This is a genomic window from Mycobacterium sp. Soil_C_30, assembly GCF_057656995.1.
Window position 1 is genome coordinate 40,144 of sequence record NZ_JBDGJH010000028.1, and the last position, 26,112, is coordinate 66,255.

General features: G+C 68.0%; 21 protein-coding genes. 6 read left to right on the forward strand and 15 right to left on the reverse strand.

Features of this window, described 5'->3' with window-relative positions; all coding sequences use genetic code 11:
• The first annotated feature begins 15 nt into the window (after window positions 1–15).
• Window positions 16–1,194: an alpha/beta hydrolase family protein gene (locus AC3A6P_RS32550; RefSeq protein ID WP_487696518.1), complete on the forward strand. Its 1,179-nt coding sequence runs from the start codon at window positions 16–18 to the stop codon at window positions 1,192–1,194.
• Here the strand turns inward: AC3A6P_RS32550 and eccE are convergent.
• The 12 genes from eccE to AC3A6P_RS32610 form a co-directional block, all read right to left on the reverse strand.
• Window positions 1,191–2,051, reverse strand: coding sequence for a type VII secretion protein EccE (gene eccE / locus AC3A6P_RS32555; RefSeq protein WP_487696519.1), 861 nt, complete (start codon window positions 2,049–2,051; stop codon window positions 1,191–1,193). The genes AC3A6P_RS32550 and eccE overlap by 4 nt on opposite strands.
• Window positions 2,048–3,391 carry a type VII secretion-associated serine protease mycosin gene (mycP, locus tag AC3A6P_RS32560; protein WP_487696520.1) on the reverse strand — a complete coding sequence of 448 codons (1,344 nt, stop codon included), beginning with the start codon at window positions 3,389–3,391 and terminating at the stop codon, window positions 2,048–2,050. Before mycP ends, eccE begins: the two co-directional genes overlap by 4 nt.
• A complete protein-coding gene (gene eccD / locus AC3A6P_RS32565; protein WP_487696521.1) occupies window positions 3,388–4,797 on the reverse strand; it encodes a type VII secretion integral membrane protein EccD in 1,410 nt (469 codons plus the stop codon). Before eccD ends, mycP begins: the two co-directional genes overlap by 4 nt.
• A gap of 25 nt (window positions 4,798–4,822) precedes the next feature.
• Window positions 4,823–5,671 carry an ESX secretion-associated protein EspG gene (locus AC3A6P_RS32570; RefSeq protein ID WP_487696522.1) on the reverse strand — a complete coding sequence of 283 codons (849 nt, stop codon included), beginning with the start codon at window positions 5,669–5,671 and terminating at the stop codon, window positions 4,823–4,825.
• Window positions 5,672–5,680: 9 nt separating this feature from the next.
• The gene (locus AC3A6P_RS32575; protein WP_487696523.1) at window positions 5,681–5,968 is read right to left on the reverse strand and encodes a WXG100 family type VII secretion target; all 288 of its coding nucleotides are present in this window, start codon (window positions 5,966–5,968) and stop codon (window positions 5,681–5,683) included.
• Window positions 5,968–6,261 carry a type VII secretion protein EsxS gene (locus AC3A6P_RS32580; protein WP_487696524.1) on the reverse strand — a complete coding sequence of 98 codons (294 nt, stop codon included), beginning with the start codon at window positions 6,259–6,261 and terminating at the stop codon, window positions 5,968–5,970. The genes AC3A6P_RS32575 and AC3A6P_RS32580 overlap by 1 nt, the downstream gene beginning before the upstream one ends.
• A gap of 42 nt (window positions 6,262–6,303) precedes the next feature.
• On the reverse strand, window positions 6,304–7,905 hold the full coding sequence (locus tag AC3A6P_RS32585) for a PPE domain-containing protein (RefSeq protein WP_487696525.1): 1,602 nt from the start codon (window positions 7,903–7,905) through the stop codon (window positions 6,304–6,306).
• On the reverse strand, window positions 7,902–8,216 hold the full coding sequence (locus AC3A6P_RS32590) for a PE family protein (protein WP_487696526.1): 315 nt from the start codon (window positions 8,214–8,216) through the stop codon (window positions 7,902–7,904). The genes AC3A6P_RS32585 and AC3A6P_RS32590 overlap by 4 nt, the downstream gene beginning before the upstream one ends.
• Complete coding sequence (eccCa, locus tag AC3A6P_RS32595) at window positions 8,213–12,175, reverse strand: type VII secretion protein EccCa (RefSeq protein WP_487696527.1); 3,963 nt, start codon at window positions 12,173–12,175, stop codon at window positions 8,213–8,215. Before eccCa ends, AC3A6P_RS32590 begins: the two co-directional genes overlap by 4 nt.
• Window positions 12,172–13,692, reverse strand: coding sequence for a type VII secretion protein EccB (gene eccB, locus AC3A6P_RS32600; RefSeq protein ID WP_487696528.1), 1,521 nt, complete (start codon window positions 13,690–13,692; stop codon window positions 12,172–12,174). Before eccB ends, eccCa begins: the two co-directional genes overlap by 4 nt.
• Window positions 13,689–15,515, reverse strand: coding sequence for a type VII secretion AAA-ATPase EccA (eccA, locus tag AC3A6P_RS32605; RefSeq protein WP_487696529.1), 1,827 nt, complete (start codon window positions 15,513–15,515; stop codon window positions 13,689–13,691). The genes eccB and eccA overlap by 4 nt, the downstream gene beginning before the upstream one ends.
• Before the next feature lie 235 nt (window positions 15,516–15,750).
• Window positions 15,751–16,659 carry an oxygenase MpaB family protein gene (locus AC3A6P_RS32610; RefSeq protein ID WP_487696530.1) on the reverse strand — a complete coding sequence of 303 codons (909 nt, stop codon included), beginning with the start codon at window positions 16,657–16,659 and terminating at the stop codon, window positions 15,751–15,753.
• A gap of 73 nt (window positions 16,660–16,732) precedes the next feature.
• Between AC3A6P_RS32610 and AC3A6P_RS32615 the strand changes: the two genes are divergently transcribed.
• Window positions 16,733–17,362, forward strand: a complete 630-nt coding sequence (locus AC3A6P_RS32615) for a TetR/AcrR family transcriptional regulator (RefSeq protein ID WP_487696531.1) — start codon at window positions 16,733–16,735, stop codon at window positions 17,360–17,362.
• Here the strand turns inward: AC3A6P_RS32615 and AC3A6P_RS32620 are convergent.
• Window positions 17,334–17,927 carry a VOC family protein gene (locus tag AC3A6P_RS32620; RefSeq protein WP_487696532.1) on the reverse strand — a complete coding sequence of 198 codons (594 nt, stop codon included), beginning with the start codon at window positions 17,925–17,927 and terminating at the stop codon, window positions 17,334–17,336. The genes AC3A6P_RS32615 and AC3A6P_RS32620 overlap by 29 nt on opposite strands.
• A gap of 76 nt (window positions 17,928–18,003) precedes the next feature.
• Here AC3A6P_RS32620 and AC3A6P_RS32625 point away from each other — a divergent pair, with 76 nt between their 5' ends.
• The 4 genes from AC3A6P_RS32625 (at window position 18,004) to AC3A6P_RS32640 (ending at window position 23,444) form a co-directional block, all read left to right on the forward strand.
• Complete coding sequence (locus AC3A6P_RS32625) at window positions 18,004–19,122, forward strand: alpha/beta hydrolase family protein (RefSeq protein WP_487696533.1); 1,119 nt, start codon at window positions 18,004–18,006, stop codon at window positions 19,120–19,122.
• Window positions 19,098–20,066, forward strand: a complete 969-nt coding sequence (locus AC3A6P_RS32630; protein ID WP_487696534.1) for a 2-hydroxyacid dehydrogenase — start codon at window positions 19,098–19,100, stop codon at window positions 20,064–20,066. The genes AC3A6P_RS32625 and AC3A6P_RS32630 overlap by 25 nt, the downstream gene beginning before the upstream one ends.
• 60 nt (window positions 20,067–20,126) lie before the next feature.
• The gene (locus AC3A6P_RS32635) at window positions 20,127–22,313 is read left to right on the forward strand and encodes an acyl-CoA dehydrogenase family protein (RefSeq protein WP_487696535.1); all 2,187 of its coding nucleotides are present in this window, start codon (window positions 20,127–20,129) and stop codon (window positions 22,311–22,313) included.
• A 162-nt stretch (window positions 22,314–22,475) separates the two neighbouring features.
• On the forward strand, window positions 22,476–23,444 hold the full coding sequence (locus AC3A6P_RS32640; protein ID WP_487696536.1) for a hypothetical protein: 969 nt from the start codon (window positions 22,476–22,478) through the stop codon (window positions 23,442–23,444).
• A gap of 85 nt (window positions 23,445–23,529) precedes the next feature.
• Here the strand turns inward: AC3A6P_RS32640 and AC3A6P_RS32645 are convergent, their stop codons facing one another.
• Window positions 23,530–24,309, reverse strand: a complete 780-nt coding sequence (locus AC3A6P_RS32645) for an SDR family NAD(P)-dependent oxidoreductase (protein WP_487696537.1) — start codon at window positions 24,307–24,309, stop codon at window positions 23,530–23,532.
• 61 nt (window positions 24,310–24,370) lie between these two features.
• Entirely contained in the window at window positions 24,371–26,071 is a 1,701-nt protein-coding gene (gene fadD2 / locus AC3A6P_RS32650; protein ID WP_487696538.1) for a long-chain-fatty-acid--CoA ligase FadD2, read from the reverse strand.
• Window positions 26,072–26,112: the final 41 nt, after the last annotated feature.

Genomic DNA, 26,112 nt, shown 5'->3' on the forward strand with positions numbered 1-26,112 from the left:
TTATCATCGCCGGTGGTGACTGACCCAATAGATCCGCCCGTCCTGGACATCCCCGGCGCCGACGCCGGCCGACGGGGTCTACCGGACCGCTCGGAACTGACGTCCACACAACGCGCGATCGTCGATGCGTCCGTGGTCGCCGACCTGGGCCTGCGCACGGCGGTCGCGTCGATGATCGGGGCGGCCATGCTGCCCAGGGTGCTGACGGAGGTGGTGCGCCCGGCGCGGGCCACCCGAGACCGCGACGCGATGGCGTTCTACGCCGAACTCGCGGGCCGACAAGACGTCAAGGCATCCTTCCCCGCACCCACGTCACCGCCCAGTGTCACATCGCGCCCGGCCAACGCCGTGGCTCGGTGGGTGGCACACGGCAACGTCGAGAATCTCGAATTCGACAGTTCGTTCCGCGCCATCAACCCCGATATGCGGGACGTGTGGAAAGGGTTGTCGCGCAACAACGTGGTACGCGCCCAGCACTGGCGTCACGGCGACGGTCCCCGCCCGACACTGTGTGTGATCCACGGTTTCATGGGGTCGGCATACCTGGCCAACGGACTGTTCTTCTCGCTGCCGTGGTTCTACCGGTCGGGATACGACGTACTGCTGTACCTGATGCCGTTCCACGGTCGACGCGCCGAGAAGGGGTCACCTTTCAGCGGTTACGGCATCTTCGCCAACGGCATGGCGGGATTCGCCGAGACCATGGCGCAGGCCATCCACGACTTCCGTTCCGTCATCGACCATCTCGAGGCCACCGGAGTCGACAGAGTGGCCGTGACCGGGCTGTCGCTGGGCGGCTACACCTCGGCGCTGGCGGCATGTGTGGACAACCGCATCCGGGCCGTTGTCCCCAATGTGCCGGTGGTGACACCGGACGCCGCGTTCGACGACTGGTGGCCGGCCAGCACACTGGTGACCCTCGGCCGGTGCGCCGGTGGAGTGTCGAGGGAAGCGTCCGTGGCGGCGTCGGCCTACCATTCGCCGCTGAACTACCGGCCGCTGGTGCCGGTGGACCGGCGGCTCATCATCACCGGGCTCGGCGACCGGTTGGCCCCGCCCGACCAGGCCGAGAGGCTCTGGGAGCACTGGGATCGCTGTGCGCTGCACTGGTTTCCGGGCAACCATCTGATCCACGTCAGCCAGAAGGACTACCTGCGCCGGATGACGAAGTTCCTGCATCCGATCATGTTCTAGACGCTCAGTAGCTCAGTGGATTCCGGGTGCAGCGCAGCGAGGGTGTGCCGTTGCCGTCCGCGCAGCTGCTGCACCGCACCGACCGGCGCGCCGGCGGGTGCTTCCGCGGTGCGCACCGCACAGACCGCGGTGATCTCCGGGCGGGCCGGCGCCCCGGTCAGCTCCAGCACGGTCCACACCTCGGGTGCGTCGGTGGCCCGCAGTTCGGCGAGCGTCTCACTCAGCCGATCGTCGGCCGGCACCGAATAGCACGTGAGATAACCCTGGCCACCGTCCTGCACGGTCTTCCACCGTTCCTTGGACGCGGACCCCAGCAGGTCGGGTACGTCGACGTCGACGGTGCTCACCGAGTAGCCCAGCTCACGGAGGTGATCGGCGAGGCGGCGCAGAGTCACCTCGGCGGTCTCGCGCAGCGGGATGTCATCCGAACGCGCCTGCAAGGCAGCGAGGTTGGCGGCGGCGGAGAACGTGAGCCCCACCCACGTGGTGCGGCCTTCCGGCGTATCCCGGTGGGTCACCCGAACGGCCTCACACCGGACGCCGTACCGATCGAGATAGCTGCTCAGCGTCGGCAGCGGCAGCTCGTGCTCATCTCCGGTGAGCACCCGCAACACCACGGTGGTGCGGGCGTCGGTCTCGCTGTGCTGCACCAGGTGCCGGGGTTCGTCATGCCCGCGCAGCAGCGCCAGGCGGCGACGCAGCACCGTCGTCAGGAAGGTCCCCCGCCACCACGCGAACACCACGACCACCACCGCCACCGCGATACCGAGTAGCCACCAGTCCAGCGTGGTCTGCCACGGGTAGGCCATCGCCGCCGGGATCAGGACCAACAGCGCCAACATGATTCGGCCCGTCATCGGACGGTTTCCTTTCTTCGGTGCACGGCCAGTGCGGTCGCAGCCACCACGAGCACCAGTGCCGCGGTGCCGCCCAGGGCGATGTTGCGGGGCCGCTGATCCACCGGTTCGGGAACGACAGGTGCGGCGATCTGGGTGACGCCCTCGTCGCCTTCGGGTGCGGGCAGCTGCCATGTCAGTGCCGCCACCGGATCCACGGTTCCCGCCCCAACGAGGTTCGACGGGGTTTGCGCACCGTTGCTGGCGGTGCCGGTGAGCCGTTCGACCACGTCCCGGGCCGGCATCTCCGGGAACCGGCTGCGCACCAACGCCGCCACCCCGGATACATACGCCGACGCATAACTGGAACCGTTGATCGGGGCCAGCCCGCCACGGTTGTCCGGGAGACCGTCCGCCAGTCCCCCGACCGGTGAGTTGCTGACCGAGACGATGCCCTGTCCCGGAGCGGCGATGCCCACCCACGGCCCCGCCATCGTGAACGGCGACGGTTGTCCTTCCGGAGTCAGTGAGCCGACCGACAGCACGTAGGGCTGCCACGACGACGGCACCGACACCGACGTGACGCCGGCCCAGTCACCCGGGTTCGACTGGCACGCGAGTCCGCCGCCGGTTCCCTGGGGGCCGGAATCGCCCGCGGCGGCGACGATCACGACGTCACGCTCGATCGCCGCGTACCGCAATGCCGCGCCCAGCGGGTTCTGGTCGATCGTGCTGTCGGGCCCCACGCAGGTGATCGTCGAGATGTTGATGACGCGGGCGCCTTCGTCGGCGGCGCGCACGACGGCGCGAGCCAGCGAGTCGATGGCGATACCCGCCCGCTGCGCGTCTTGATCCTCGTCCGGGCTGGCGGGCGCATACATCGCCGAGGTCTGCCGGATGGACAGCACCCGTGCGGCGGGCGCCACTCCGGAGAATCCGTCCGCACCGGGCTGCCCGGCGATGATGCCGGCGACCAGGGTGCCGTGGCCGTCGCAGTCGGTGAGGCCGTCGGTGCCGGCGACGTAATCACCACCGCCGTCGACGTTCGGCAACCGCGGGCCGGGCTGGACGCCGGTGTCGATGACCGCCACCGTCTGGCCTTCGCCACGCGAAAAACGCCAGGCACCGGCCAGATTCAGCATGGATTGGGCGGCAGGCACAGCAGCGTCGTCGAACCCCTGGGTGACTCCAGTGGTGACACATTCACCGCGCTGGGACATCGGCGCCTCCGGACCGGTGGTTCCGGGCGGGGGTTCGAAGTTGGGATCGACCTCCGGCGGGCTGATGGCCCACGCCGACGGCGCCGCCGCGAGCAGCACCGCTGCCCCGGCGACCGCACACCGGATTCCGAGGCGGATCATCGATTGAGGATCCAGGTGAAGATGCCGACGAGGTAGGCCATCACCGGGATCAGCGACGCGTCGACACCGGAGGCCAGGAACCCGACCAGGCGTCGCATCGGCAACGAATAACTCTCGGCGGAGGCCAGTTTCGGGTTGGTGGCCACGAAGATCCACACCGCCACCAGGACGAGCAGCACCACCGAGGTCCACAGCGCCGCCCAGTAGCGGTCAGAGGCGATGAAGATCACCAGCAGAGCCACGGCCACCAGATGCGGTTGCGCCAGCAGCCACGCCTTGCAGGCCACCGTGTCCCACACCCGCGCCCGCAGCACCGCCGCGACGCCGGTGGCCACCACGACGTACCAGGCCCACAGGCTGGGTGATTCGGGACGCCCACCGATGGCGACGGCACCGAGCACCGACAGCACGACGGCTCCGGCGATGAAACCGGTCTGGTGCGCTTCGCTGATCCGTACCCGGCGGGGCAGATCACGCAGCACCTGCACCGAGGGAGCCGAGGGCGTGGGATCACCGGGGGCCGGGATGACCGGCAGCGGCAGGCGTGCCCACATCGCCGACAGCTGCGCGGCTTGCACCGTCACCAGCAGCGCCAACACGATCAGGCCGCAGCCCAGGGTGAGCAGCGGCAGCGACGGCCAGAGGGCCGCCGCACCGGCCGCCAGCAGTACACCTGCGCCGACGACACTGGCCGCGGTGAAGAAGGCCCTGGATCGCTCCGAGTTCTCGGCGGCGAGGATCACGCTGATCAACGACCATGCCGTCACCCCCGCCGCGGCGAGCAGCAGCTGTGGGGCACCGAAATCGCCTGGCACCGCGAGCCCGAACGCCGCACCGATGGGTGCCAGCGCGACGATGGACAGCTCCACGGCGGGTGCTTGGGCACGAGCCCGCAGCAGCAGTGCGGCCACCGCCGTGACCGCCGCGAGCACGCTGACGGCGTAGAGGCCGTAGGGCTCACCTGCGGCCAGGGTGTGCGCCACCCCCAGGCCGGTGATCGCCAGGATCACCGCGACCACCGCCGCGCGGGCCGCCAGCTGGATGTGCCGGATCCCCCACGGCTGCAGTCGGGAGGCCGAGAAGATGACGGCGGCGTCGGCGATGTCCTCGACGATGCCCGGGGCGGCCGGGCCCTTCGGAAGCGGTTGCAGCGCAAGCAGGTCCCCGTCGACTACACCCACCGTGTCCAGGGTGGCATCCAGGCTGAACGGTGCCCCGCCGACCGGGGCCAGGCTCAGCCGGCGCAGCGCGGTCTCGGAGGCGTCGCTGGGCAGCAGCCGATGCACCGCGGGCAGGATCTCGCGCAGCGGCAGTTCGGCGGGCAACGCCACCTCGGTCAGGCGGCTGTCGCTGAGGATCGCCACCCTGACGATGGGCAGCACCGGCGCCAGCGAAGTCTCACTCATCGGTTCTTCTCTCTCCGTTGGAAATTCAGGCCCAGCGCGCGCTGAAGTCGCGCGCCAGGTGTGCGGCGGGGAACCACTGCCCGTCGGGCAGCGTCGCGGTCAGGTTCTCGACGGCCACAGCGATGGCGAACGGGGTGCCGGGCGCAAAGGTCGAGACCCATTCACCGTCGGAGGCCTTCGCCGGGCTCACGACCAGCCGGCCCTGGGTGGTGTCCACCAGCGCGATACCCACTTCGGTCGTCGTGTGGACACCGTCACGACGTTGCCCCGCCACCACTTCGACGTAGCTGCGCGGTCCACGGAAGACCGCTTCCACCACGGGCCGCGCCGACGGTGGCACACCCAGGTAGTCCAGCACGCCCGCCAGGTCGGCGCCCCCGCGCAGCTGCGCGTCGGCGCGCGCGCCCACCCGGGCCGGCAGTGAGAACTCGGCGAAGCGCGCCGGGTCTCGAGAGCCCAGGCCGGCAGCCAGGATCGGCACCAGCCCGTAGGGGTCGGTGACCGGCAGCGCGGTGAAGGTCACCAGCTGAGCGCTCCGCAACGCCACCACGGTGCGGTCGCCGCGGCGCGCGACGAGGCCGCGCAGCAGCTCACCGGATCCGCCCCGGACACAACGCAGCTCGAGCCAGCGCTCGGGGAAACAGACCACCCGGACCCATTCCTCGACCGCGGGCGAGATGCGGCCGGGCTCACCGGAGATCACCCCGAGCTCGGTCAGCTCCTGCGTCTGCGCAGTGCGGAAGGCATCACGTTCGCTGTGGTCGTGATACGGCGTCGTGATGCCGAGCACCCAGGGAAACGCGCCGGCACCCACGGCATCGGCGATGAACCAGGCGGCGTCGACCGTCAGTTCGACGGCGTCAGGCGCAGCCATCGTCTCCCACTAGCCCCACTTGGCCCCTTCGGCCTGGTCGCGCGCCTGCATCGAGACCGTGTTGGTCTCGTGGGTGGTGGCCATCGCGCGGTAGGCGCGGACGAGCTCTTCCATGGCCGTGTTCCACTGCGCCTGCCATGCCTGGTAGGTCAGACCGGTGTCCCCCTGCCAGGCGCCCTGCAACGCCGCCTGTTCGGCGGCGATGTCGGCGCCGACCGCCTGCAGCGCCCCGGCGTAGCTGGACATCTCCCCGGCGTGGCCGATCATCGCCGGGTAGTTGTACATGATCTGCGACATCAGATTCCTCCGTAAGTGCTTGCGGCGGCGGCGTCCTCGGCGACGTAGGTGGCGCCGGCCTCACCGAGGTTGGCCTGGGCCAGATCCAGCAGCACGTTCACCTTTGCCGCGACCTCGACGAAGCGGGCGTGCGCGGCCTGGAACGCCGCCGAGGACTCACCCTGGTGGAAGGCCTGGGCGGACATCGCGGCCTGTTCGGCCTGGGCGAGGGTGCTGCGCATCAGCGCCGTCTTGGCGGCAAAGGCAGACTCCGACGCCACGATCTGCGGGATGTGGGCATCCAGCATGCTCATCAGTTGACTCCAATTCGTGTGATAGAGAATGGATTTCGGGTATCAGCGTCGTGGTTCAGGTGGTGCCCCCTCTCCGCCTTCGCCGTCGGCGGTCCAGGTGTTCGGCAGCATCGGGCTGGTGGGCCCGTTGCCGAAGGAGTCACCTTCCAGTGAGGTCATCCCGGCAGCGTCGGCCGCCCCGGTCTTGGTCTGGGTGCCACCGAGGCCGGAGGCACCGAGTGTTCCGGCGCCCTGATGTGACGACTGCGCGGTGGTGGGCCGGGTGACGGGCGTGTCTTCGGGCGGCGCGGCGGGACCGTCGTCCATGGTCATGTACTCGTCGCGGAAACCACGATCCTTGATCTCGGCACCGCGGCGACGCCGCGCCTTCCGGCGCGCCTGGGTGGCCGCGAGCGCCGCCGCCGAACTCGAAGCGGCCATATCGGATGCGGGCGCCCTCGCCTTGTCACCTTCGGTGAGTGTCGGTCCCGCGTCCCCATCGGGGTCCATACCCTGCACCGCGTACGGGACGGCCGGCGCCGCGGCCGACGCCGGTGCACTGCCGCTGGGCACGGTGGCCGTGCCGGAGCCGGGGGCCGGCGCCGCGGTGCCCGCGGTTCCTCCGGCACCCGGTGAGGCAATGCCGGCCACCGGGAGGTTCGGCTGGTTCGCCGGAGCGGGTGCGGCCGCGGCGGGTGTTTCGAGCGGCGGCAGGTTGAGCAGCAGCTCCAGCAGCTTCAGCAGCTCCAGCAGTTTCTGCGCCAGGCCACCCAGGATGCCCAGCGTCAGTGCCAGCAACGGCTGGATCAGCAGCTGCGGGTAGGTCAGCGAGGCGCCCACCCACGAAACGGCTTGGTAGGCAACGGCGAACAGGAAGGGCCCCCACGTCTGCAGCGCCGCCACCGGGTTGGTCAGGAAGTCGGTGATCAGCTGGATCGAGTTGCCGATCGGATCCTGGAAGAAGTCGATCAGCGGCTGGAACAGCTGATTGATGGTGTCCATGTACAGCCGCAGCAACTCCTGGAGGAAGTTGGCGATGTCGTTGGCCGAACCCGCCTCGGCGGCCTGGGCCTGCGCGGTGGTTCCGGTGAGCGAGGCGAAAACGGAACCCGCCTCGCCCACGCCGGGGGTCAGCACGAACGGCGCCGGGGTGGTGCGCGGGGCCGACGCCAGCGCGGTGCCCGCCACAGCCTGATAGGTCGCCATGGCGGTGGCTGCCTGGATCCACATCCGCACGTAGTCGGCTTCGTTCAGCGCGATGGGGATGGTGTTGATGCCGAAGAAGTTGGTGGCCATCAGAACGCCGTGCAACGCGTGGTTGGCGGCGAGTTCGGCCAGGGTCGGCATGGTGGCCAGCGCCGTCGTGTAGGCCGCGGCGGCGCTCTGCTGCTGCGCGGCGACAACTGCGCTGTCGGCGCTCGCCTGCGTCAGCCACGCGAGGTACGGGGCGTGGGCGGCCACGTACTGCTCGGCGCTGGGCCCTTGCCAGGCGCCGGCCTGCACGGCGCCCAGGATCGACGTCAATTCCGCTGCCGCCGCGGAGTATTCACCGGACAGCGCGGTCCACGCCCCCGCCGCAGCCAGCAACGGCCCCGGGCCGGGACCCGCCGACAGCATCGCCGAGTGCACCTCGGGAGGTGAGGCCATCCAGATGGGAGCCGTCATGAGCCGCCGCGGGCGATCAGATAGGCCTGAGCGGCTTGAGCGTCGCCGGTGGCGTAACTGGTGGCGGATTCCCCGATTCCGAGGCCGGAGCGGCCGAGTTCCTGCACCCCTTGCGCGGCGACGCCGGCGTGCTCGGCGCCCTGGGCGCTGAACCCCGCGGCGGTCTGAAGCGACACCGGGTCGGCGGCGGCGGGCACCACCGCGGTGATGGCAGGGGCGGCCGCGGCGTGCGCTGCGGCCAGCCGGGCAGTCAGGGCTTCGACCGCGGCGCTGGCCGCAGTCAGTCCTTCAGGAACCACACTCAGGGTCATGACTCATTCCTTCCTCTGAACCGTGGGCCCCCTTGCACTTCGGAGCCCGCGAGCGGGTTGACGAGTTGAAGGTGTGTTGCGGTGTCGCTGTCGTCGAGCAGCAACGCCCGGCCCGCCGGCTGCCTGGTGAACCGGTGCCCGCGGATCTTGCCGCTGTCGGCGGGGTTTCCGGACAACATCAGCGTGGTGGCTTGCAGATCGCCCAGCCGGCGCAGCAGCGGGTTGGTCATCAGGGCGTGCGCCGAGCCGGTGGCCCGGCCGGTGACGATCACCCGCAGGCCCAGATCGGCCGCCTGGGACAGCAACCCGATCAGCGGTGTCCAGGGTCGTTGTCCCACATAGGGTCCCGACATCGCAGGTGCATCGGGGATGGCGTCCACATCGTCGATGATCAGGTAGTGGGTGTGCCCCGAGTAACTCCAGCGTTGCAGATCCTGCGCGGACACGCCCTGGGGCGGGCGGCGCTGGTCGATGATGGCCGCCAGGCCCAGCATCGCCGGGGTGATCCGGTCGATGTTGGCCGTGTACTCGTTGTCCGGGAACAGGGGTTCCTCGACGAGGTGCAGCCGGCGGTCGATCACGGTGAAGGCCACCCGGTCGGCCGTGGAGTTCTCCCGCACGGTCCGGATGATGTGGCGCAGCAGGGTCGTCTTGCCGGACCTGGTGTCGCCGAACACCATCAGCAGGGGCTGGTCGGCGAAATCGGCGACCACCGGCGTCAGATCGTCCTCGCGCTGGCCGATGACCACCTGTTCCGGACCCCGGTACAGCGGTGCCACCGCCGACGGAGCCAGGTCGGTGGGCAGCAGCCGAACCGGCGGTGCCCCGGCACCCGGGAAGCGCGCGTTGATCTCGGCGATCCGGTCCAGCTGCGGTGCGGCGAACAGGAACTGCTCCGCCGCCATGGTGAGGCCGCGGCCCGGTTGGTCGGCGGGCACACTCTCGGCCGGCCGGCGCAGCGCCCCGGTGACCCGCACGTTGCTGTCGCGGGGATCGGGCAGCCGCAGTTCCAGCCGCAGTCCCAGACCGTCGCGCATGGCCAGCGGCACCTCGAGCCAGTTGGGCGTGGTGACCACCACGTGTATTCCGTAGGCCAGCCCGGTGTTGGCCAACTCGGTCACCTTGGCCAGCAACGGGTTCCGGGTGTTGAACTGGTCGGTGTTGTCGCGGCCGAATGCGTACAGGTTGTCGATCACCAGGAACACGTGCCCGTACCCGTCATTGACGGCGCGGTCTCCGGCCCGCTGACGTGACCGCAGCAGCGCCTCGATCTCGCCGAACGTGCGGCGGATCCGTTCCCCGTCCAGTGGGGAGGCAACGCTGCCGACGTGCGCGAGATCGGAGATCTCCTGCAGTGCACCGCCGCCGTAGTCCAAGCAGTAGAACGTCACGTCGCGGGGCGAGTGCAGTTCGGCGGCGGACTGGATGAACGTCAGCAGTGCCGTCGACTTGCCGGACTTCGGGCCGCCGTGGATCACCAGGTTGCCCGCCGCCGAACGGGCGTCGAACACCAGAGCGTCCCTGCGCATCTCGAACGGCCGGTCGATCTCACCGAGCGGCCAGCGCCACTGCCGCTCCCCGATTCCGGCATGGGCCAGCACCGAGGACAGCCCCACGGACTCGTCCAGCGGCGGCAGCCACAGCGCCGGGGCTTGTGGACCGTAGTGCGACAGCTGATCGCCGATGGTCGCGATCAGCTTCTTGGGCGGGCCCGCGAAGTCCTGCTCGGTATCGAGCACGACGACATCCTGATCGAGTTCGACGGCACCCGCGGTGAACAGCTTGGGTTCCGGCACCGAGGGCACCACGTAGGACGTGGGAGTGCGCGGCGGCTCGTAGATGCCGTCGACGTAAGTGCTGCGGAACTTCACCGGCTCGGCGCCGGGAGCGGGCACCAGGAACCCGACTCCCTTGTGTTCCCTGCCGGATTCGATGTGATAGGCGTCCTCGACGCCGATGATCTGACGCGAGACGGCCGGGCTGGCCACCTTGAGGCCGATCCGGTACGACGTGTTCTTGTCGATGTCCTTAATCTTCCCGACATCCAGCGTCTGCGAGGCGAACAGGATGTGGATGCGGAACGAGCGGCCTTTGCGCGCCACATAATCGAAGAGCTCGGCGTACTCGGGGTGATCGGCGAGCATCAGGGTGAACTCGTCGGCCACCACGAACAGGGTCGGCATCGGGGCCAGATCATGGCCCGCCTCGATGGCCGCCTCGTATTCGGTGACCGAGTTGAAGGCGCTGCCCTGGATGCGCCGGCCTGCTTCCCGCAGGACGTTCTCGCGCCGTGCCACCTCACCGCGCAGCGTGTCCGCGAACCGGTCCGCCAGCGACTTCTTCTCGGCCATGTTCGAGATGACCGCCACCACCTGGGGGAAGTTGCGGAAGATGTCGGCGCCGGCCTCACCCTTGAAGTCGGCGTAGATGACGATCAGCCGGTCGGCGGGGTGTGTGGTCAACAGCGACAACAGGATCGACATCAGAGTCTGCGACTTGCCCGAACCCGTCATACCGATCATCAGGCCGTGCGGTCCCATACCGCCCTCGGCTTCGTCCTTGAGATCGAAGTACAGCGGCTCGCCGGTGGCTGTCACCCCGATGGGCACCCGCAGCTCGTCCTCACGGCGGCGCGGAGCCCACAGCGTCGGTACGTCGAGTTGAGAGGCGTCGGCGATGTCGAGCAGCGTGGTGAAGGTGGCTCCGCGGGTGGCCGCCGACCGGAGTCCGGCGTGCGTGGGATTGGAGTCCCAGCGCGACAGTTGCCGGGCCAGATGAGCGGCCTCGGCGGCGCTGAGCCCGTCGGCGGTGTCCACATAGGGTTGCCAGCCACCGGTCAACCAACGCTCGATCCGGCCGTCGGTGACCCGCAGGACGGGCCGCTCGGGGTCGGGATACTGATCGTCTCCGGGGGTGGTCTCAGAGAACTGCACCACCGTGACGCCGGCCAGTCCCACCGACAGCACCGAACCGCTCAGGTCGTATCCGGGGTCGTCGACGACGATGACCAGATGGCGCAGGGCGTCATCGGCCGAGCCGGCCGACCCGGTGAACATCGGCCGCTCGGCCAGCGCGGGCCCGATCTTGGCGATCAGCTCGTCGGGGTGGCCGGCCAGGTAGCGGGCCGGCCCGGTGCCGTCGACCTGTCCGGGAACATCGGTGTGCGGCAACCATTTCAGCCACGCCCAGTCGGCGTCCTCCAGACGGGGGCTGGCCAGCGCGACGCCGAGGACGCCGGTGTCGTGCCAGGTGACCGCCTGGGCGATCCAGGCCCGGACCGCGGCCCGCGCCTCGTCGGGATCGCCGACGACGGTGAGCCGGGAGACCTTGGTCAGGTCGATGCCCACCGGGGCATCGTGCACGGTCCGCTGCGCGTCGAGCAGACCGCGCAGCGCGCTGTAGGACACCGGTTCGAGGTCGATTTCGTCGGCGGCATCCTTGACCCGCAAGGTGGTGTGCAGCGGCACGTCGTGAACACCGGCGCGGACCACGAGGAAGTCGGAATCGTGCGGGTCACGTTCCCATTGGCGCCGCGAGCCCGGCACCTGCGCCAGCTGGGCCGGGTCCGGGTGCGACCACTCCAGGGCGGCGCGCTGGGCGTCGGCCTGGGCGCGCACGTTGTCCCGGACCACCGAAAGGTAACGCAGGTAATCGGCGCGTTCGGCGTCCACTTCTTCGGTGCGCATCTTGTTGTCGTTACCGCGGTACAGCGCGGTGGCCGCCAACAACAGCACGAACGGGAAGAACAACGTCGTCGGAGAGATCAACCGCATGCCGGTGGCCACCAACGCCACGATCATCCCCACGATCAACAACACGATGAGGTAGGGCAACGCGCGACGCAGCAGCGACGGCGGGACCACCCGCGGCAACTCGGGCGGCGCCTCGATGGTGATGGTGCCCATGCCGGACTTCGGCCGCGGCAGGCGCCGGTGCGCCTCGAAAATCAACCGGCTCATCGGATCTCCTGACCGCTCGCTGATTGGTAGGCGGTCAAACTCGCGTCCTTCGACAATGCGGGGCCGGGTGTGAGCAGCGACAGCACCGACCACGGGACGGGTGTCGCGGGCTCGTTCAACCCCAGCGCGGCAACGGTTTTGGTCAGCTCGTCGGCGTTTCCGGCGGCTTCGATGCCGTATCGGACGCCGGTGTCGGAGACCCAGAACAGCGCACCGGCCGGCGGGGCCGCGGGTTCGGAGGCCACCGTCTGGACCAGATAGCCGGTGCCGGCCGGGATCGCGACTCGGCGGGCCGTGCCGTCGCCCACCAGGTCGACGGTGCCCACGCCGTCGGCCACCGGAAGTGCGGCGCCGGAGAGCAGCGTCAGCGAGCTCGTGCTGGCGTCAGCGGGTTTCGCCCAATTGGCGCAGGTGACAGGGGAACTCGCCGCATCGACCAGGGACAGCTGCTGCGCGGGATAGGCATCGGCGTCGAGCAACCGGGATACCGGGAGCGCGGCGATCTCGTCGGCGCCCAAGCGTGGCGGCTGCTGCAGACCGTAGGAGTTGCTGTTGCGCAACAGCGCCGCCAGCACCGGTGAGATCTGCTGCAGACCGTCAGGCAGCACCGCGTAGTAGAGCAGGGTGTTGTCGGCGCCGTAGGCGACGACCACCGAACCGATGGGCGCACCGACCGGCAATCCGGGGAACTGCGCCCATTCGCCGGCACCGGGAATCTGGGGTGCCCGCAGCGGCACGCCTTCGGGGATCGCGTTGAACAGGCCTGACGAAATCGGGCGGGGGGCAGGGATGTTCGCACCGAATCCGAGCGCCCCGGTGGCGGCGCGGTCGGCGAGGTCGATGGCACTGCGTCGACCGTCCCACAGCAGCCAGGTTCCCGCCCCGGTGTCGACCAGCACGGCGCGGTTCGCGGCGAGCGCGGCGGCGCGCTCACCACCTGCGGCCGGCACACCGGACAACACCGTCACGCCCGGGGACACCGCGTCGCTGCCCTGGCAGACAGTCCAGTTGGCGTCGTGTCCGGCGGCCTGCACCATACGTTCGGGAGCGCCGGGGATCCCGATCATGCTGCCACGCGGGAAGCGGTCCAGCTCAGAGCTTTTCACCTGGGTCGGGTTCACGGCCTGGCCGGCGATCAACCGCGCCGAGGTGAGGTTGAGCACCGGATGCAACTGGTCGTTGACCCTGACGTAGAGCGCCGCGGTATCGCGGTCGGCCAGCACGGCGTCGTTGCCCGCCGCACCGGCGGGTCGGATGAACGAGAAGACGAAACAGCCGAGGACGCCGGTGATGAGGATCAGCACACCCATGAGCACCGCGCGCGACTGGGAGCGCAGCGGGTCGACGAGCATCCGGGTGTCATGCATCGCGACACCGGAGGCGATGCGGCGCATCACGAAACGCCAGCCGGTGACCTGGTGGCGCGTGACGAAGCCACGCCGGTACGTCACTCGCTGCGGGTTCGAGTTCTCCGGGGTGCGCGAGGTGAAACCCTGCCGGTCGTCACCGTTGCTCATGCCGGCACCGTCAGGCCCAGCCCGCGCAGCAGCGGCACCACCGCGCCGCGGACGTCGCTAGCGGTGATCGTCATCAACTCCTCGTCCGTGAACGTGCCGGCGCCGCCCTGCCCCAGATGTTCCTGGTGATCCAGGCGGAACTCGCGCTCCTCCTCCGACCGCTCCACCACGTTGCGGACGAAACGCCCGTTACCGGCGATGTCGAGCTTGCGACGTTCGATGCCGGTGGCATCCGGACTCGAGGATGTCGCCAGCTGGGTGAAGAGCTCCTGCATGTCCTCGAGCGCGGCCTTCTCGAACACGCTGTCGCGCTGTTTGGCCATCGCATTGGCGATCTCCACCAGTTCGGCGGCGCTGTAGGACGGGAAGTCGATGCTGCGGGTGAAGCGGGACCGCAGGCCTTCGTTGGTGTCCAGGAAGCGGTCCAGGTCGGCCCGGTATCCGGCGATGATCACCACCAGTCGGTCCCGGTCGTTCTCCATCCGGGCCAGCAGCGTGTCGATGGCCACCAGCCCGAAGTCGTTCTTGGCTCCGGTGGCCACCAGGGCATAGGCCTCGTCCAGGAACAGCACACCGTCGAGGGCGCTGTCGATGATCGCGTTGGTCTTGGCCTCGGTCTCACCGATGTGCTGGCCGATCAGATCGGCGCGGTGCACTTCGCGCACGTTCTCTTTCCGGAGCAGCCCCAGCCCGCAGTAGATCTTGGCGACCACCCGCGCGATGGTGGTCTTACCGGTGCCGGGAGGGCCGGCGAACACCAGGTGGTGTGAACGCTGCGCGACGGCCAGGCCACGTTCTTGGCGCAGCAGCGCCATCGCGACCGAACTCTTCAGGCGCGCCACCTGGTCTTTCACCTCGTCGAGGCCGATGAACTCACTGAGTTGCTGCTCGGCTTCGGCCAGCAGTTCGGCTTTGCGGTCGTGCGCGCCGGGGTCGACGAAGTCCGCTTCACTGGGTTCGGTGTGGACATCCCACGGGTCCGAGCGCGCTTCGATGCGGGCGGCGGTGGTGGTGACGATGTGGTAGCTCGGATCGGAGAGCGCGATCTCGATCTGCTGGTTCTCCGGGTGTGCGGCGTAGAGGTCCTGCAGGGTCTCGGCGGCGGCTTCCTCGTCGCCGTGGGCGCGCAGGGCCAGCGCCTTGGCCAACGCGCCGTCGGTGGCGGCCAGCGTGCATGGGCCTTCGGGTTCTTCCAGATAGGACAGTGCCGGTGCGAACATGCCCAGCCGTGCCAGCGCCGTGCCCAGGGTGACCTTGGCGGCGTGGCTGAAGACCTCGTCGAGCGCGCCGTCGTTGACGATGGGGGTCAGCAGTTTCACGACGTCCGACCAGCGTTGCGCCCGGTAGTGCAGGGCCGCACCGACCCAGCGCGCCTCGGGCAGGCTGGGGCGACGCGTGATCACCTGCGTGACGAGTGCGTCGGCCTCAGCAAATTTTCCGTCGGCCGCCAGGGCCGCTGCGTAGGCGAGGTGGAAACCGTCCGGCTCGGCGGCGCGGAACTGGAGATACAGCCCGGTGTCGTAGCGGAAGCCGAGGGCCCCGGCCTCGAGTTCCACCTTGCGTTGCAGGATGCCTGCGGTACCGGCGGTGGACGAGACGGCCTGTAGTACGCGCAGCGACACATCGCCCGCGGCGGCCAGGCCCGTCCAGGCGTCGCACTGGTCGTGGGCGACCCTGGTCAGAGCGGCGAAACCAGAACGGGCCGCGGACAAGTCAGCGGGCCGGCGCCGGTCGTACACCGCCAGACCGAGCCCTTTGCAGCACGTCGCGAACCGACTGACGATGTCCCCGTCCACGCGCAGGGTGTCAACACGAGTATTCATGGGCTCCTGTGATCGGAGACGGCATCGGACAACACGACCACCGCCCCCGCCCGACTCCTCAAGGTAGTTATGCCTAGGCTAACTTTGCTGAAGTTAGCATTGCATAAGCTAACTGTCGAGACGTCCCCGTGGCGCACCAGGTCCCTGCACAGGCCCGTTTCACCTGGTCGGACAGCACCTCAGGTAACCCGGGTCGGTTCCCGGCAACCCGGTGTTCAGATGTTTCGGGGCATGCTCAGACGAGCGGCCGGCCGGTGCGAATGCGCCAGTCCAGATCCTTGAGCAAGACGTTGAAGGGGAACTGCCGGACGGGTCCCGGGAGCACCCCGTTGACCGCCCGCAGCACCCGCATCAACCGGTTGAACCGGCGCTGACGCCGCGGGTCCCACGGCAGTTTCATCTCGTCGCGGAATCGCTGCGGCAGGAAACCCGTCGTGATCAACAGCGCCAGGTTCTCCGAGCGCTCCTGAAGTGGCCGGGGCAGCTTCGCGCCGCGCAACCGGTTGGCGGCGATGGGATAGAGGTACTCCCGCACCGCGTCGTCGATGTGGACCTTGTCCAGCGATTCCTGCCAGTACTTGTCGAACGCCGCGCGGTCGGCCGGCCACATCTCGGCGGGCACCTGCAGGGTGGTGCCGAGGCTGACGCTCTCGGCGTAGTGCTGGTCGGCGGTCTCGTCGTCCATTTCGCCGACGAAGGTGCGGTAGGCGTCGACGGCGCCCTTGTACAGACAGGCCGCGACCCACAACTGCAGGTCCTTGTCGAACGCGTTGTACTTCACCGGGCTCTCGTCGGTGGAATACACCTGAGCGTGGGCCTTGTTGACCGCGCGCCGGAACGCCGCTTTCTGCTCGTCGCTGCCGCGCCCCGCCACCGCCAGGTAGGTGAAGGTGGTGCGCGCCCGCTTGATCGGGTGCCGGTCCACCCGACCACTCTCGACGCGGCTCTCCATCACGCCGTAGCCGACGCCCGGGCGCGCCAGCTGCATGATCACGTTGGCGGGACCGAGCAGCAGTGCGATGCCCATCAGGCCCTCGTCGATACCGCCCACGCGGCGGGCCCACCTGGGGCGCCGGGAGGTGAGCGCTCGGGGGGCGTCGCTCATGGAGCGCTCGACGTTGTGAACCGGATCAGCGATCGTCATGCAAGTCACCTGCCAGCTAAATGTGAGAACGAGTGTTTCCTGATCTTGCCTCCGTCGATAGACAGGTGTCAAGATGGATCCCGTGGCTCAGGTACGGCCCTACCGCGGGGTGGATGCGCGCGATCGCGACGCCTCCCGCCGGCGTCGGTTCCTCGACGCCGGCCTCGATCTGCTGGGCGGCGACGAGGCACCCGACGAGCTGACGGTGCGTGGCATCTGCAAGCAGGCCGGGCTGGCCGTGCGGTACTTCTACGAGAACTTCGGCGACAAGGACGACTTCGTCGCGGCGGTGTTCGACACGGTGACGGCGCAACTGGCCTCCACCACGCAGGCCGCGGTGGCAGCGGCGCCCTGGGCCGAACAGAACCGTGCGGGTATCGCCAACCTGGTGGCGATGATCTCCGATGACCCGCGGGTGGGGCGCCTGCTGTTCAGCACGCGACTGTCCAACGCGGTGCTGTTGCGTAAGCGTGCCGAACTCGGCGGGATCTTCGCGCTGCTGTCACGCGAGTACATCCAGTCCGCGCTACAGATGCCGGGTAACAGCCACATCAGCGCCATCGCCCACTTCGTGGTGGGCGGCGTGGGACAGACCCTGTCGGCGTGGCTGTCCGGGGAGATCGCCCTGACCCCCGAGGAACTGGTGGATCAACTCCAGGCCATCCTGGGGATGCTCAATGAGCCTCGACTGTTCCGGCCTTGACCGGTACCCGCCGATCAGCCGCGGTACGCGGCACCGTCTGGGTGTCGTTCGCGCCGAATTCTCTGGTCCAACAAGCGAACTCGAGAGTGATCCCGTCGGGGTCGGTGAAGTAGAACGACCTCACGTACACACCCGGGTGGACCGTCCGCGACACCTGCATCTCGCTCTCGTCGTGGTTCAGCACCGGTCCGACCCGAACTCCCTTTTCCTTGAGCCGGGCCCGGTATTCATCGAACTTCTCCGCGGGAACGTGGAAGGCAAGGTGGTTCATCGTCGATACCGCACTGACGATTTCGCCGATCCCGGGCAACGCCACCGGCGACGAGATGCCGGGAACACGATCCGGCGCGTCGGCGAACCAGAAGAACGCCACACAGTCGCCATTGCCGGCGTCGAAGAAGAAGTGCTGGCCCATCCTGCCCGGCAGGTCCAGCGATTTGATGAGCGGCATGCCCAGTACACCGGAATAGAAGTCGACGGTGCGCTGCATGTCCGAGCAGACCAGCGCCACGTGGTTGATACCGCCGAGTTCGAATTCGGCGTTGGTATTGCGCGGCTTGATCATGTCGAACCTCTTCTATGCAACAGCCATTGAAGAACCTAACATCGGATCCAGTTCTCGGGAAGGACACGCACCTGCCATGAGTACGCCGGGGGTCATTCGTGAATTCATTGGGTTGCCATCGCCGACCGCGCGTCGGGCCGGTGCCGGGGGGCACCCGTGCCAGGGGTTGTACTACCGCGGGGTGGGACGCAAACCCAAGGTCGCCCTGATTGCGACGCACTACCAAATCGATTTCTCCGAGCACTATCTCGCCGACTACATCGCCACGCGCGGCATCGGATTCCTCGGCTGGAACACCAGATTCCGCGGGTTCGAGACCAGCTTCCTGCTCGATCACGCCCTGGTGGACATCGGCGTGGGCGTACGCTGGCTCCGCGAGGTGGCTGGGGTGGAAACCGTTGTGCTGCTGGGTAATTCCGGAGGCGGATCGCTGATGGCGGCCTACCAGTCGCAGGCGGTGTCCCCCAACGTCCGGCCACTGGATGGCATGCGGCCGGCGTCGGGCCTGGGTGAGCTGCCACCGGCCGATGGCTACATCGCCAGCGCGGCGCACCCGGGACGCCCCGACGTACTGACCGCCTGGATGGACGCCGCCGTGGTCGACGAGTGCGACCCGGTGGCCACCGATCCCGAACTCGACCTGTTCGACGGCCGGCGGGCGCCATACGATGCCGAGTTCGTCGAGCGGTACCGGACGGCACAGGTGGCGCGCAACCACGCGATCACCGACTGGGCCCAGACCGAGTTGAAACGGGTTCGCGCAGCGGGCTTTTCCGATCGCCCGTTCACCGTCATGCGCACCTGGGCCGATCCCCGCATGGTGGACCCGTCCCTCGAGCCCACCAACCGCACACCGAACCTCTGCTATGCGGGTGAGCCGGTCAAAGCCAATCGGTCCACGCACGGCATCGCGGCGAACTGCACATTGCGGAACTGGATCGGGATGTGGAGCCTGCGGCATGCGCAGACCCGCGCCGAACCACACCTGAGCCGCATCCGCTGCCCCGCGCTGGTGATCAACGCCAATCAGGACACCGGGGTGTTTCCGTCGGACGCACGCCGCATCCACGACGCGCTGGCAAGCCCCGACAAGACGCTGTGCACCATGGACACCGACCACTACTTCACCACGCCGGGGGCCCGCAGCGAGCAGGCCGATACGATCGCCAAGTGGATAACAAAACGGTGGCGCTGAGAGTTCTCGCGCATTTCAAGCCCAGCAGCAAAGCCGTCGAACAGGTTGCCGAAGAGTCCGAGTGGCTGGACGTGCACTGGGTCGCCGAAAACGATGACGAGGCTTTCTATCGTGAGCTGCCCGAAGCCGAGGTCATCTGGCACAACCTGCGACCACTGAGCGCCGAGGACATCGCCAAGGCGCCCAAACTCAAACTCATCAACAAGCTCGGCGCCGGCGTCAACACCATCGACGTCGAGGCCGCCACCAAGCAGGGTGTGGCCGTGGCCAACATCCCCGGCGCCAACGCGCCGTCGGTGGCCGAGGCCACCGTGCTGTTCATGCTGGCCGCCATGCGCCGGCTGCCCGAGCTGGACAAGGCCACCCGCGACGGCAGCGGCTGGCCGCCCGATCCCAGCCTCGGCGACACGGTGCGCGACCTCGGGAGTTGCACCGTCGGCCTGGTCGGCTACGGCAGTGTCGCCAAGCGCGTCGAACAGATCCTGCGGTCCATGGGCACCAAGGTGCTGCACACCAGCACCACGCGCGACGAGCACAACGTGGGCTGGGTGTCGTTGAACGACCTCCTCAAGAGCAGTGATGTGGTGTCGCTGCACCTGCCGTTGACCCCGGCCACCGAGCACCTGATCGACGCCGCGGCCATCGCCAAGATGAAGCCGGGCGCCATCCTGGTGAACACCTCGCGCGGCAAGGTCGTCGACGAGGCGGCGCTGGTCGACGCATTGCGCAGCGGGCAGTTGGCCGCCGCCGGGCTCGACGTCTACGCCGAGGAGCCCGCGCCCACCGACAATCCGCTCCTGGCGTTGGACAATGTGCTGCTCACCCCGCATGTCAGCTACTACACCGCGGACACCGTGCAGCGTTATCTGGTCTCGGCGCTGAGGAACTGCCGACGGCTGCACGAGGGCAAGAAACCCTATTCCGTGGTCAACGAGGTGAGTTAGGACTCGCCGAGTACGCTCGTTCCCAACCGACCGGTTATTTGACACGGAGGATGGGCAACGATGCCGATTGCGATCAATCCCGAGCATGTAGACCTGGCCGATTCGGTGCGCTCCCTGGTGGCGCGGGTGGCGCCGTCGAAGGTGCTGCACGAGGCGCTGGAAACACCGCTGGAGAATCCCCCGCCCTACTGGAAAGCCGCAGCTGACCAGGGCTTGCAGGGGTTGCATCTGGCCGAGTCGGTGGACGGCCAGGGCTTCGGCATCCTCGAACTCGCGATCGTGTTGGCCGAATTCGGCTATGGCGCGGTACCCGGGCCCTTCGTGCCCTCGGCCATCGCGAGCGCGCTCATCGCCGCTCACGACGCTGACGCGAAGGTGCTCGCCGAACTCGCCTCCGGCGCGGTGATCGCCACCTATGCACTCGACTCGACGCTGACGGCCACCCGGCACGGTGACGGCCTGGTGATCCGCGGTGAGGTGCGCGCCGTGCCCGCCGCCGCCCAGGCGTCGCTTTTGGTGCTGCCCGTCGCGGGCCTCGATTCCGAGACGTCCGGTTCGGAGTGGGTGATCCTCGACGCCGCTGATCTGGAGATCGAGCCGGTGGCCAGCGTCGATCCGCTGCGCCCGGTGGCGCATGTGCGGGTCAACACCGTCGAGCTCCCCGACGAGCGGGTGCTGTCGAATCTGAGCCGCTCGCAGGCACGAGCGCTGATTTCGACACTGCTGTCCGCCGAGGCGATCGGCGTCGCGCGGTGGGCCACCGACACCGCCGCGGGGTACGCGAAGATCCGCGAGCAGTTCGGCCGCCCGATCGGCCAGTTCCAGGCCGTCAAGCACAAGTGCGCCGGAATGATCGCCACCACCGAGCGGGCCACCGCCGCGGTATGGGACGCGGCGCGGGCCATCGACGAAGGTGACCAGCACGCCGAATTCGCCGCGGCCGTCGCCGCCACGCTGGCCCCCGTCGCCGCCCAGCACTGCACCCAGGACTGCATCCAGGTGCACGGAGGCATCGGCTTCACCTGGGAGCACGACACCAACGTCTACTACCGGCGGGCGCTGGCGCTGGCCGCCGCTTTCGGCCGGGCCGCGGACTACCCGCAGCTGGTGGTGGACACCGCGACCACCACCGGGCTGCGCGGTATCGACATCGACCTGGATCCCGACACCGAGAAGTTACGGGACGAGATACGCGCCGAAGTGGCTGCGCTGAAAGCACTTCCGCGCGACGAGCGCACCACGGCGATCGCCGAGGCGGGCTGGGTGCAGCCGCACCTGCCCAAGCCGTGGGGCCGGGCCGCGACGCCGGTCGAGCAGATCATCATCGCCCAGGAGTTCGCAGGCGGCCGGGTGAAACGACCGGCCATGGGGATCGCGGCGTGGCTGATCCCGTCGATCGTCGCGTTCGGCACCGACGAGCAGAAGCAACGCTTCCTGCCGCCCACCTTCCGCGGTGAGATGATCTGGTGTCAGCTGTTTTCCGAGCCGGGCGCCGGGTCCGACCTGGCCAGCTTGACCACCAAGGCCACCAAGGTCGACGGCGGCTGGCGGATCACCGGGCAGAAGATCTGGACCACCGGCGCCCAGGTGTCGCAGTGGGGTGCGTTGTTGGCCCGCACCGATCCCGGCGCTCCGAAGCATCAGGGCATCACCTACTTCCTGCTCGACATGAAATCCGAAGGCGTTGAGGTCAAACCGCTGCGCGAGCTCACCGGTCACGCCATGTTCAACACGGTGTTCATCGACGACGTGTTCGTGCCCGACGACATGGTGCTCGGTGAGGTCAACCGTGGCTGGGAGGTCAGCCGCAATACCCTGACCGCCGAACGGGTTTCGATCGGCAGCAGCGAACCGGGCTTCTTGGCGACTCTCGACGGTTTCGTGCAGTTCATCAAGGACGGCCACTTCGATCAGATCGAGCAGAACCAGGCAGGCACGCTGATCGCCGAAGGGCACGCCGCCAAGCTGATGAACATGCGCTCGACGCTCCTGACACTGGCCGGCGGCGACGCGATGCCGTCGGCCGCGATCTCCAAACTACTGTCGATGAAGACCGGTCAGGGTTACGCCGAGTTCGCGGTGTCGTCGTTCGGCACCGACGGCGTCATAGGCGATACCAATACACCGCAGGGCAAGTGGATCGAGTGGTTGATGGGTAGCCGCGCCACGACCATCTATGGCGGAACCTCCGAGGTGCAGCTCAACATCATCGCCGAGCGGCTGCTGGGACTCCCCCGCGACCCGTAACCTTCTTTGGCGCGAGCGCGCGTGTCTGTACACGACTCGCCGACCAGATTCGTACAAAGGCGTGCGCTCGCGGAGCGGGGACTTGCATTCAACGGGCGCTCGTATTGCCACGGTGGGCGGTTCGGCCCCAGAGACAGTGCACGTCCGGCAGAATCCCCCAGCATGGCCGGGGAAGACTTTGAGCCGGAGTTCGTCTCGATCGTGGACGACGACGGGAATGTCGTAGGGATGATGGACTCTGCGGTCGTCAAGTTCCTGGAGTCCGAGGACCAAGATCCGACCCAGGAATCGCTTGACACCGCGTTGGCCCGAGTCACCCGGATCCGGTTGGTCGGCAACCGTACTGTCGACGACATCGTGACCTACGACGTGGTGCGCCTCGACATCACAGATCCCGCGAATATTGCGGACTTGCGTGATGCGTTGCGTATCGCCGAGGCCGACACGTACGGGCACTGCTTGACCATCGGCGAACATCGTCTCGAGCTGTGGGCCGGCGATGAGGTCATCACATATTTGGAGCTGATCGGCTGGGATTCGTTGCGTTGGACGGGGAAGTGGAAAGGCGACGCCGAACTCGCCGATCCGATGGTTCTCGAGAGGTGGCTGCTGCTCCACGGGCTCACCGACGCGCAGCAGGAGCGCGAAGAGATGGAGACGAGCAGGGCTGCACACCTTCGAGATCAGGAGCGCTGGACAAATGCCATGCCGCCGTGTCTGCTTCCCCTGTGGTCTTGGTCCACCCCATCGGGCGTCGCGCTCGACGTCGCCCACACCGCGCTCGAGCAGGCACAGCCGGATCCCGTCGAAAGAGTGCGAGCGCTCTTGATGTGGTTCGGCTCCGGCGCGGGGCCGTGGAACTGGTACCCCAGCTACGAGGGCACAGCCGAACAACTCCTCATGAAGTACCCCATTGCGACATTGCTGGCCGCACTCACCGAGCAGTCCGAACCCGGGCTACTCGGCGCAGCCCGACTTCTCTGTGGCTGGGATTTCGATCAAACCCGCAAAGGCGAAAGCGCGCAATGCCCCGAGCCGCTTCGGCAGCGCATGCTGCAGGCGGTCGAAAGGCAAGGCATTGCCGACAACATCGGGAGCTTTCGGCATGCGTTCGACATGCCCGACAGCTGAGCAGATGAAGCCGGAGAGCTGTGCAAACACGAGCACAGCGCTGACGAAATACCCAGTTGCGCTTGTGATTTGAATCTTGACGGAGTCAGGGGACGATCGAGTCGACATAGCCGCCGTCGGCGCGCACCGCGCCACCGGTGGTGGCCGACGCCAGCGGTGACGCCAGATAGACCACCATGTTCGCGATCTCCTCGGGCTCGATCAGCCGTTGCAGCAACGACTGTGGGCGATGCAGTTTCATGAACTCACGCTGCGCCTCATCCCACGGCAGGGACTTGTCCACCAACTGGTACACAAAATCCTCCACCCCGGCGGTGTGCGTCGGCCCGGCGATCACCGAGTTCACCGTCACCCCGGTACCGGCGGCATCTTTGGCGAAACCACGGGTCACCGCCAGCAATGCGGTCTTGGACACGCCGTAGTGGATCATCTCGGCCGGCGTCACCAACGCGGAGTCGCTGGCAATCTGAATTGCTCTGCCCCAACCCTTTTCAGTCATGCCGGGGAGATAGCTGCGGATCAGCCGCACCGCGGAGAGGACGTTGACGTCGAAGTAGCGCCGCCATTGCTCGTCGGTGATCTCACGGGCGGGCACGGCTTCGAAGATGCCGAGGTTGTTCACCAGCACGTCGACGGCAGGTACCTGCTCCAGCAGGGTCGCCACGCCCTCGTCGGTGGTGACGTCGGCGGCGACACCGAGCACGTCGCCGTCGAGCCGGGATACGGCCTCGTCGACGCGGTCAGAATTGCGCCCGTTGACGACGACGCGGGCGCCCGCCCCGGCCAGTCCGTCGGCGATGGCCAGGCCGATGCCCTGCGTCGAGCCGGTGACGAGTGCGGTCTTTCCAGAGAGGTCAATCTTCACGCAGGAGTACTACCACTGCGCGCCGGAGACTATTCCGCGACGAGCGCAGGAAGAGAGGGGACTATTCGGCGTCGGCTTTCTGGCCGTCGACCTCGATGTTCTTGAGCTCCCGCTTCAGGATCTTCCCGGTGGGGTTACGCGGCAGCTCGTCGAGGAAGACCACTTCACGCGGCACCTTGTACCGGGCCAGGTTCTCCTTCACGTAGAGCTTGATGGCCTCCTCGTCGACGCTGGCGCCCTCGACCTTGACGACAAACGCCCGCAGCCGGTGCCCCCACTCCTTGTCCTCGACACCAAGGGCCGTGGCCTCCACCACCTCGGGATGTCCGCTGATCAGGTCCTCGACCTCCGCGGGGAAGACGTTCTCGCCACCGCAGACGATCATCTCGTCGTCGCGGCCACTGACGTAGAGCAGGCCGTGCTCGTCGAAATAGCCCACGTCACCGGAGGACATCAAGCCGTCGATGATGGCCTTGCCACCACCACCGGTGTACCCCTCGAAGGGGAAGGTGTTGCCGACGAAGATGCGGCCCACCTCCCCCTGCGGCACCTCGGCGCCGTTCTCGTCGTAGAGCTTGACCTTCACCCCTTTGACCACGGGCCCCACGGTGGCCGGGTTCTTCTTCAGATCCTGTGGTCGCGCGATCGAGGCGAACGCGATCTCGGTGGAGCCGTACAGGTTGTAGATCACCGGACCGAGATCGTTCATGGCCCGGGTGGCCAGTTCGGCGCCCAACTGCGAGCCCGAGACGAACACGATGCGCAGCGTCGACAGGTCCGGCTTCGGGTCCGTCTTCTCCAACTGATCGAGCAGGCGCGACAGCATCACCGGCACCACCACCATGGCCGTCACCTTGTGCTTCTCCAGATCGGCCAGCACGGTCGCCGGCTTGAACCGGCGCCGCAACACCAGCGTGGAGCCCAGCATCATCGCGATGGTGGCGTGCAGGAACCCGAGCGCATGGAACATCGGCGCCGGCAGCGATGTCACCTCGCCGGCTCTGAACGGCACATGCGAGAGCACCCCGCCGATCGGAGCGAGCGACGGCGGCGTGCTGCGGTTGGCGCCCTTGGGCGTTCCGGTGGTGCCGCTGGTCAGGATGATGATCTTGGAGTGCTTGCCCGACTTCGGCGGCGGTGCGCTCGAGGTGCGGGCGATCAGCGCTTCGAGGGTTTCCGCATTGCTCTCCGAGGGCGCGTCGTTGTCGGGGTTCGTCGGCAGGGCCCGCAGCTTGCCCAGTGGTGGATCGGCCGCATCGACGGCCTTGGTGTATTCGTCGTCGTGGATGATCAGCTTGGCGCCTTCGCGCTCGCTCACCTCTTTGATCTGCGGCCCCGAGAACTCACTGTTGAGCAGGATCAACCGCGCACCGACCTTCGCCGCGCCGTACAGCGCGATCAGGAACCAACGGTGATTGCGGATCAGCAGCGCCACCCCGTCGCCGGCCTTCACCCCTTTCTCCAGCAGCCCGTTGGCCACGGCATTGGCGGAGTCGTCGAGTTCCTTGAAGGTGATCTCGCCGTCGTCGTCGATCACAGCGGTGCGGTGCGGGGTCCGTCGCGCGTTCAGCGCCGGGATCATGCCGAATTCACCCCACCGGCGGATGTCAGCGAACATCGCCACGATGTTCTGCGGCGGCTCGACCTTGAGTGCACCGGCTTCGAACATCTTGCGCGCGTAGTGCAGTTCGGCCGAACCGCGCTCAGCGAGCTGCTGGACTTTGGCCGCCGCCTGGAATGGGAGGTCAGTGAGGTTGGGCATGGTGCTCACCCTATGTGACAGGTGTCGCATCCCGGTCGGGA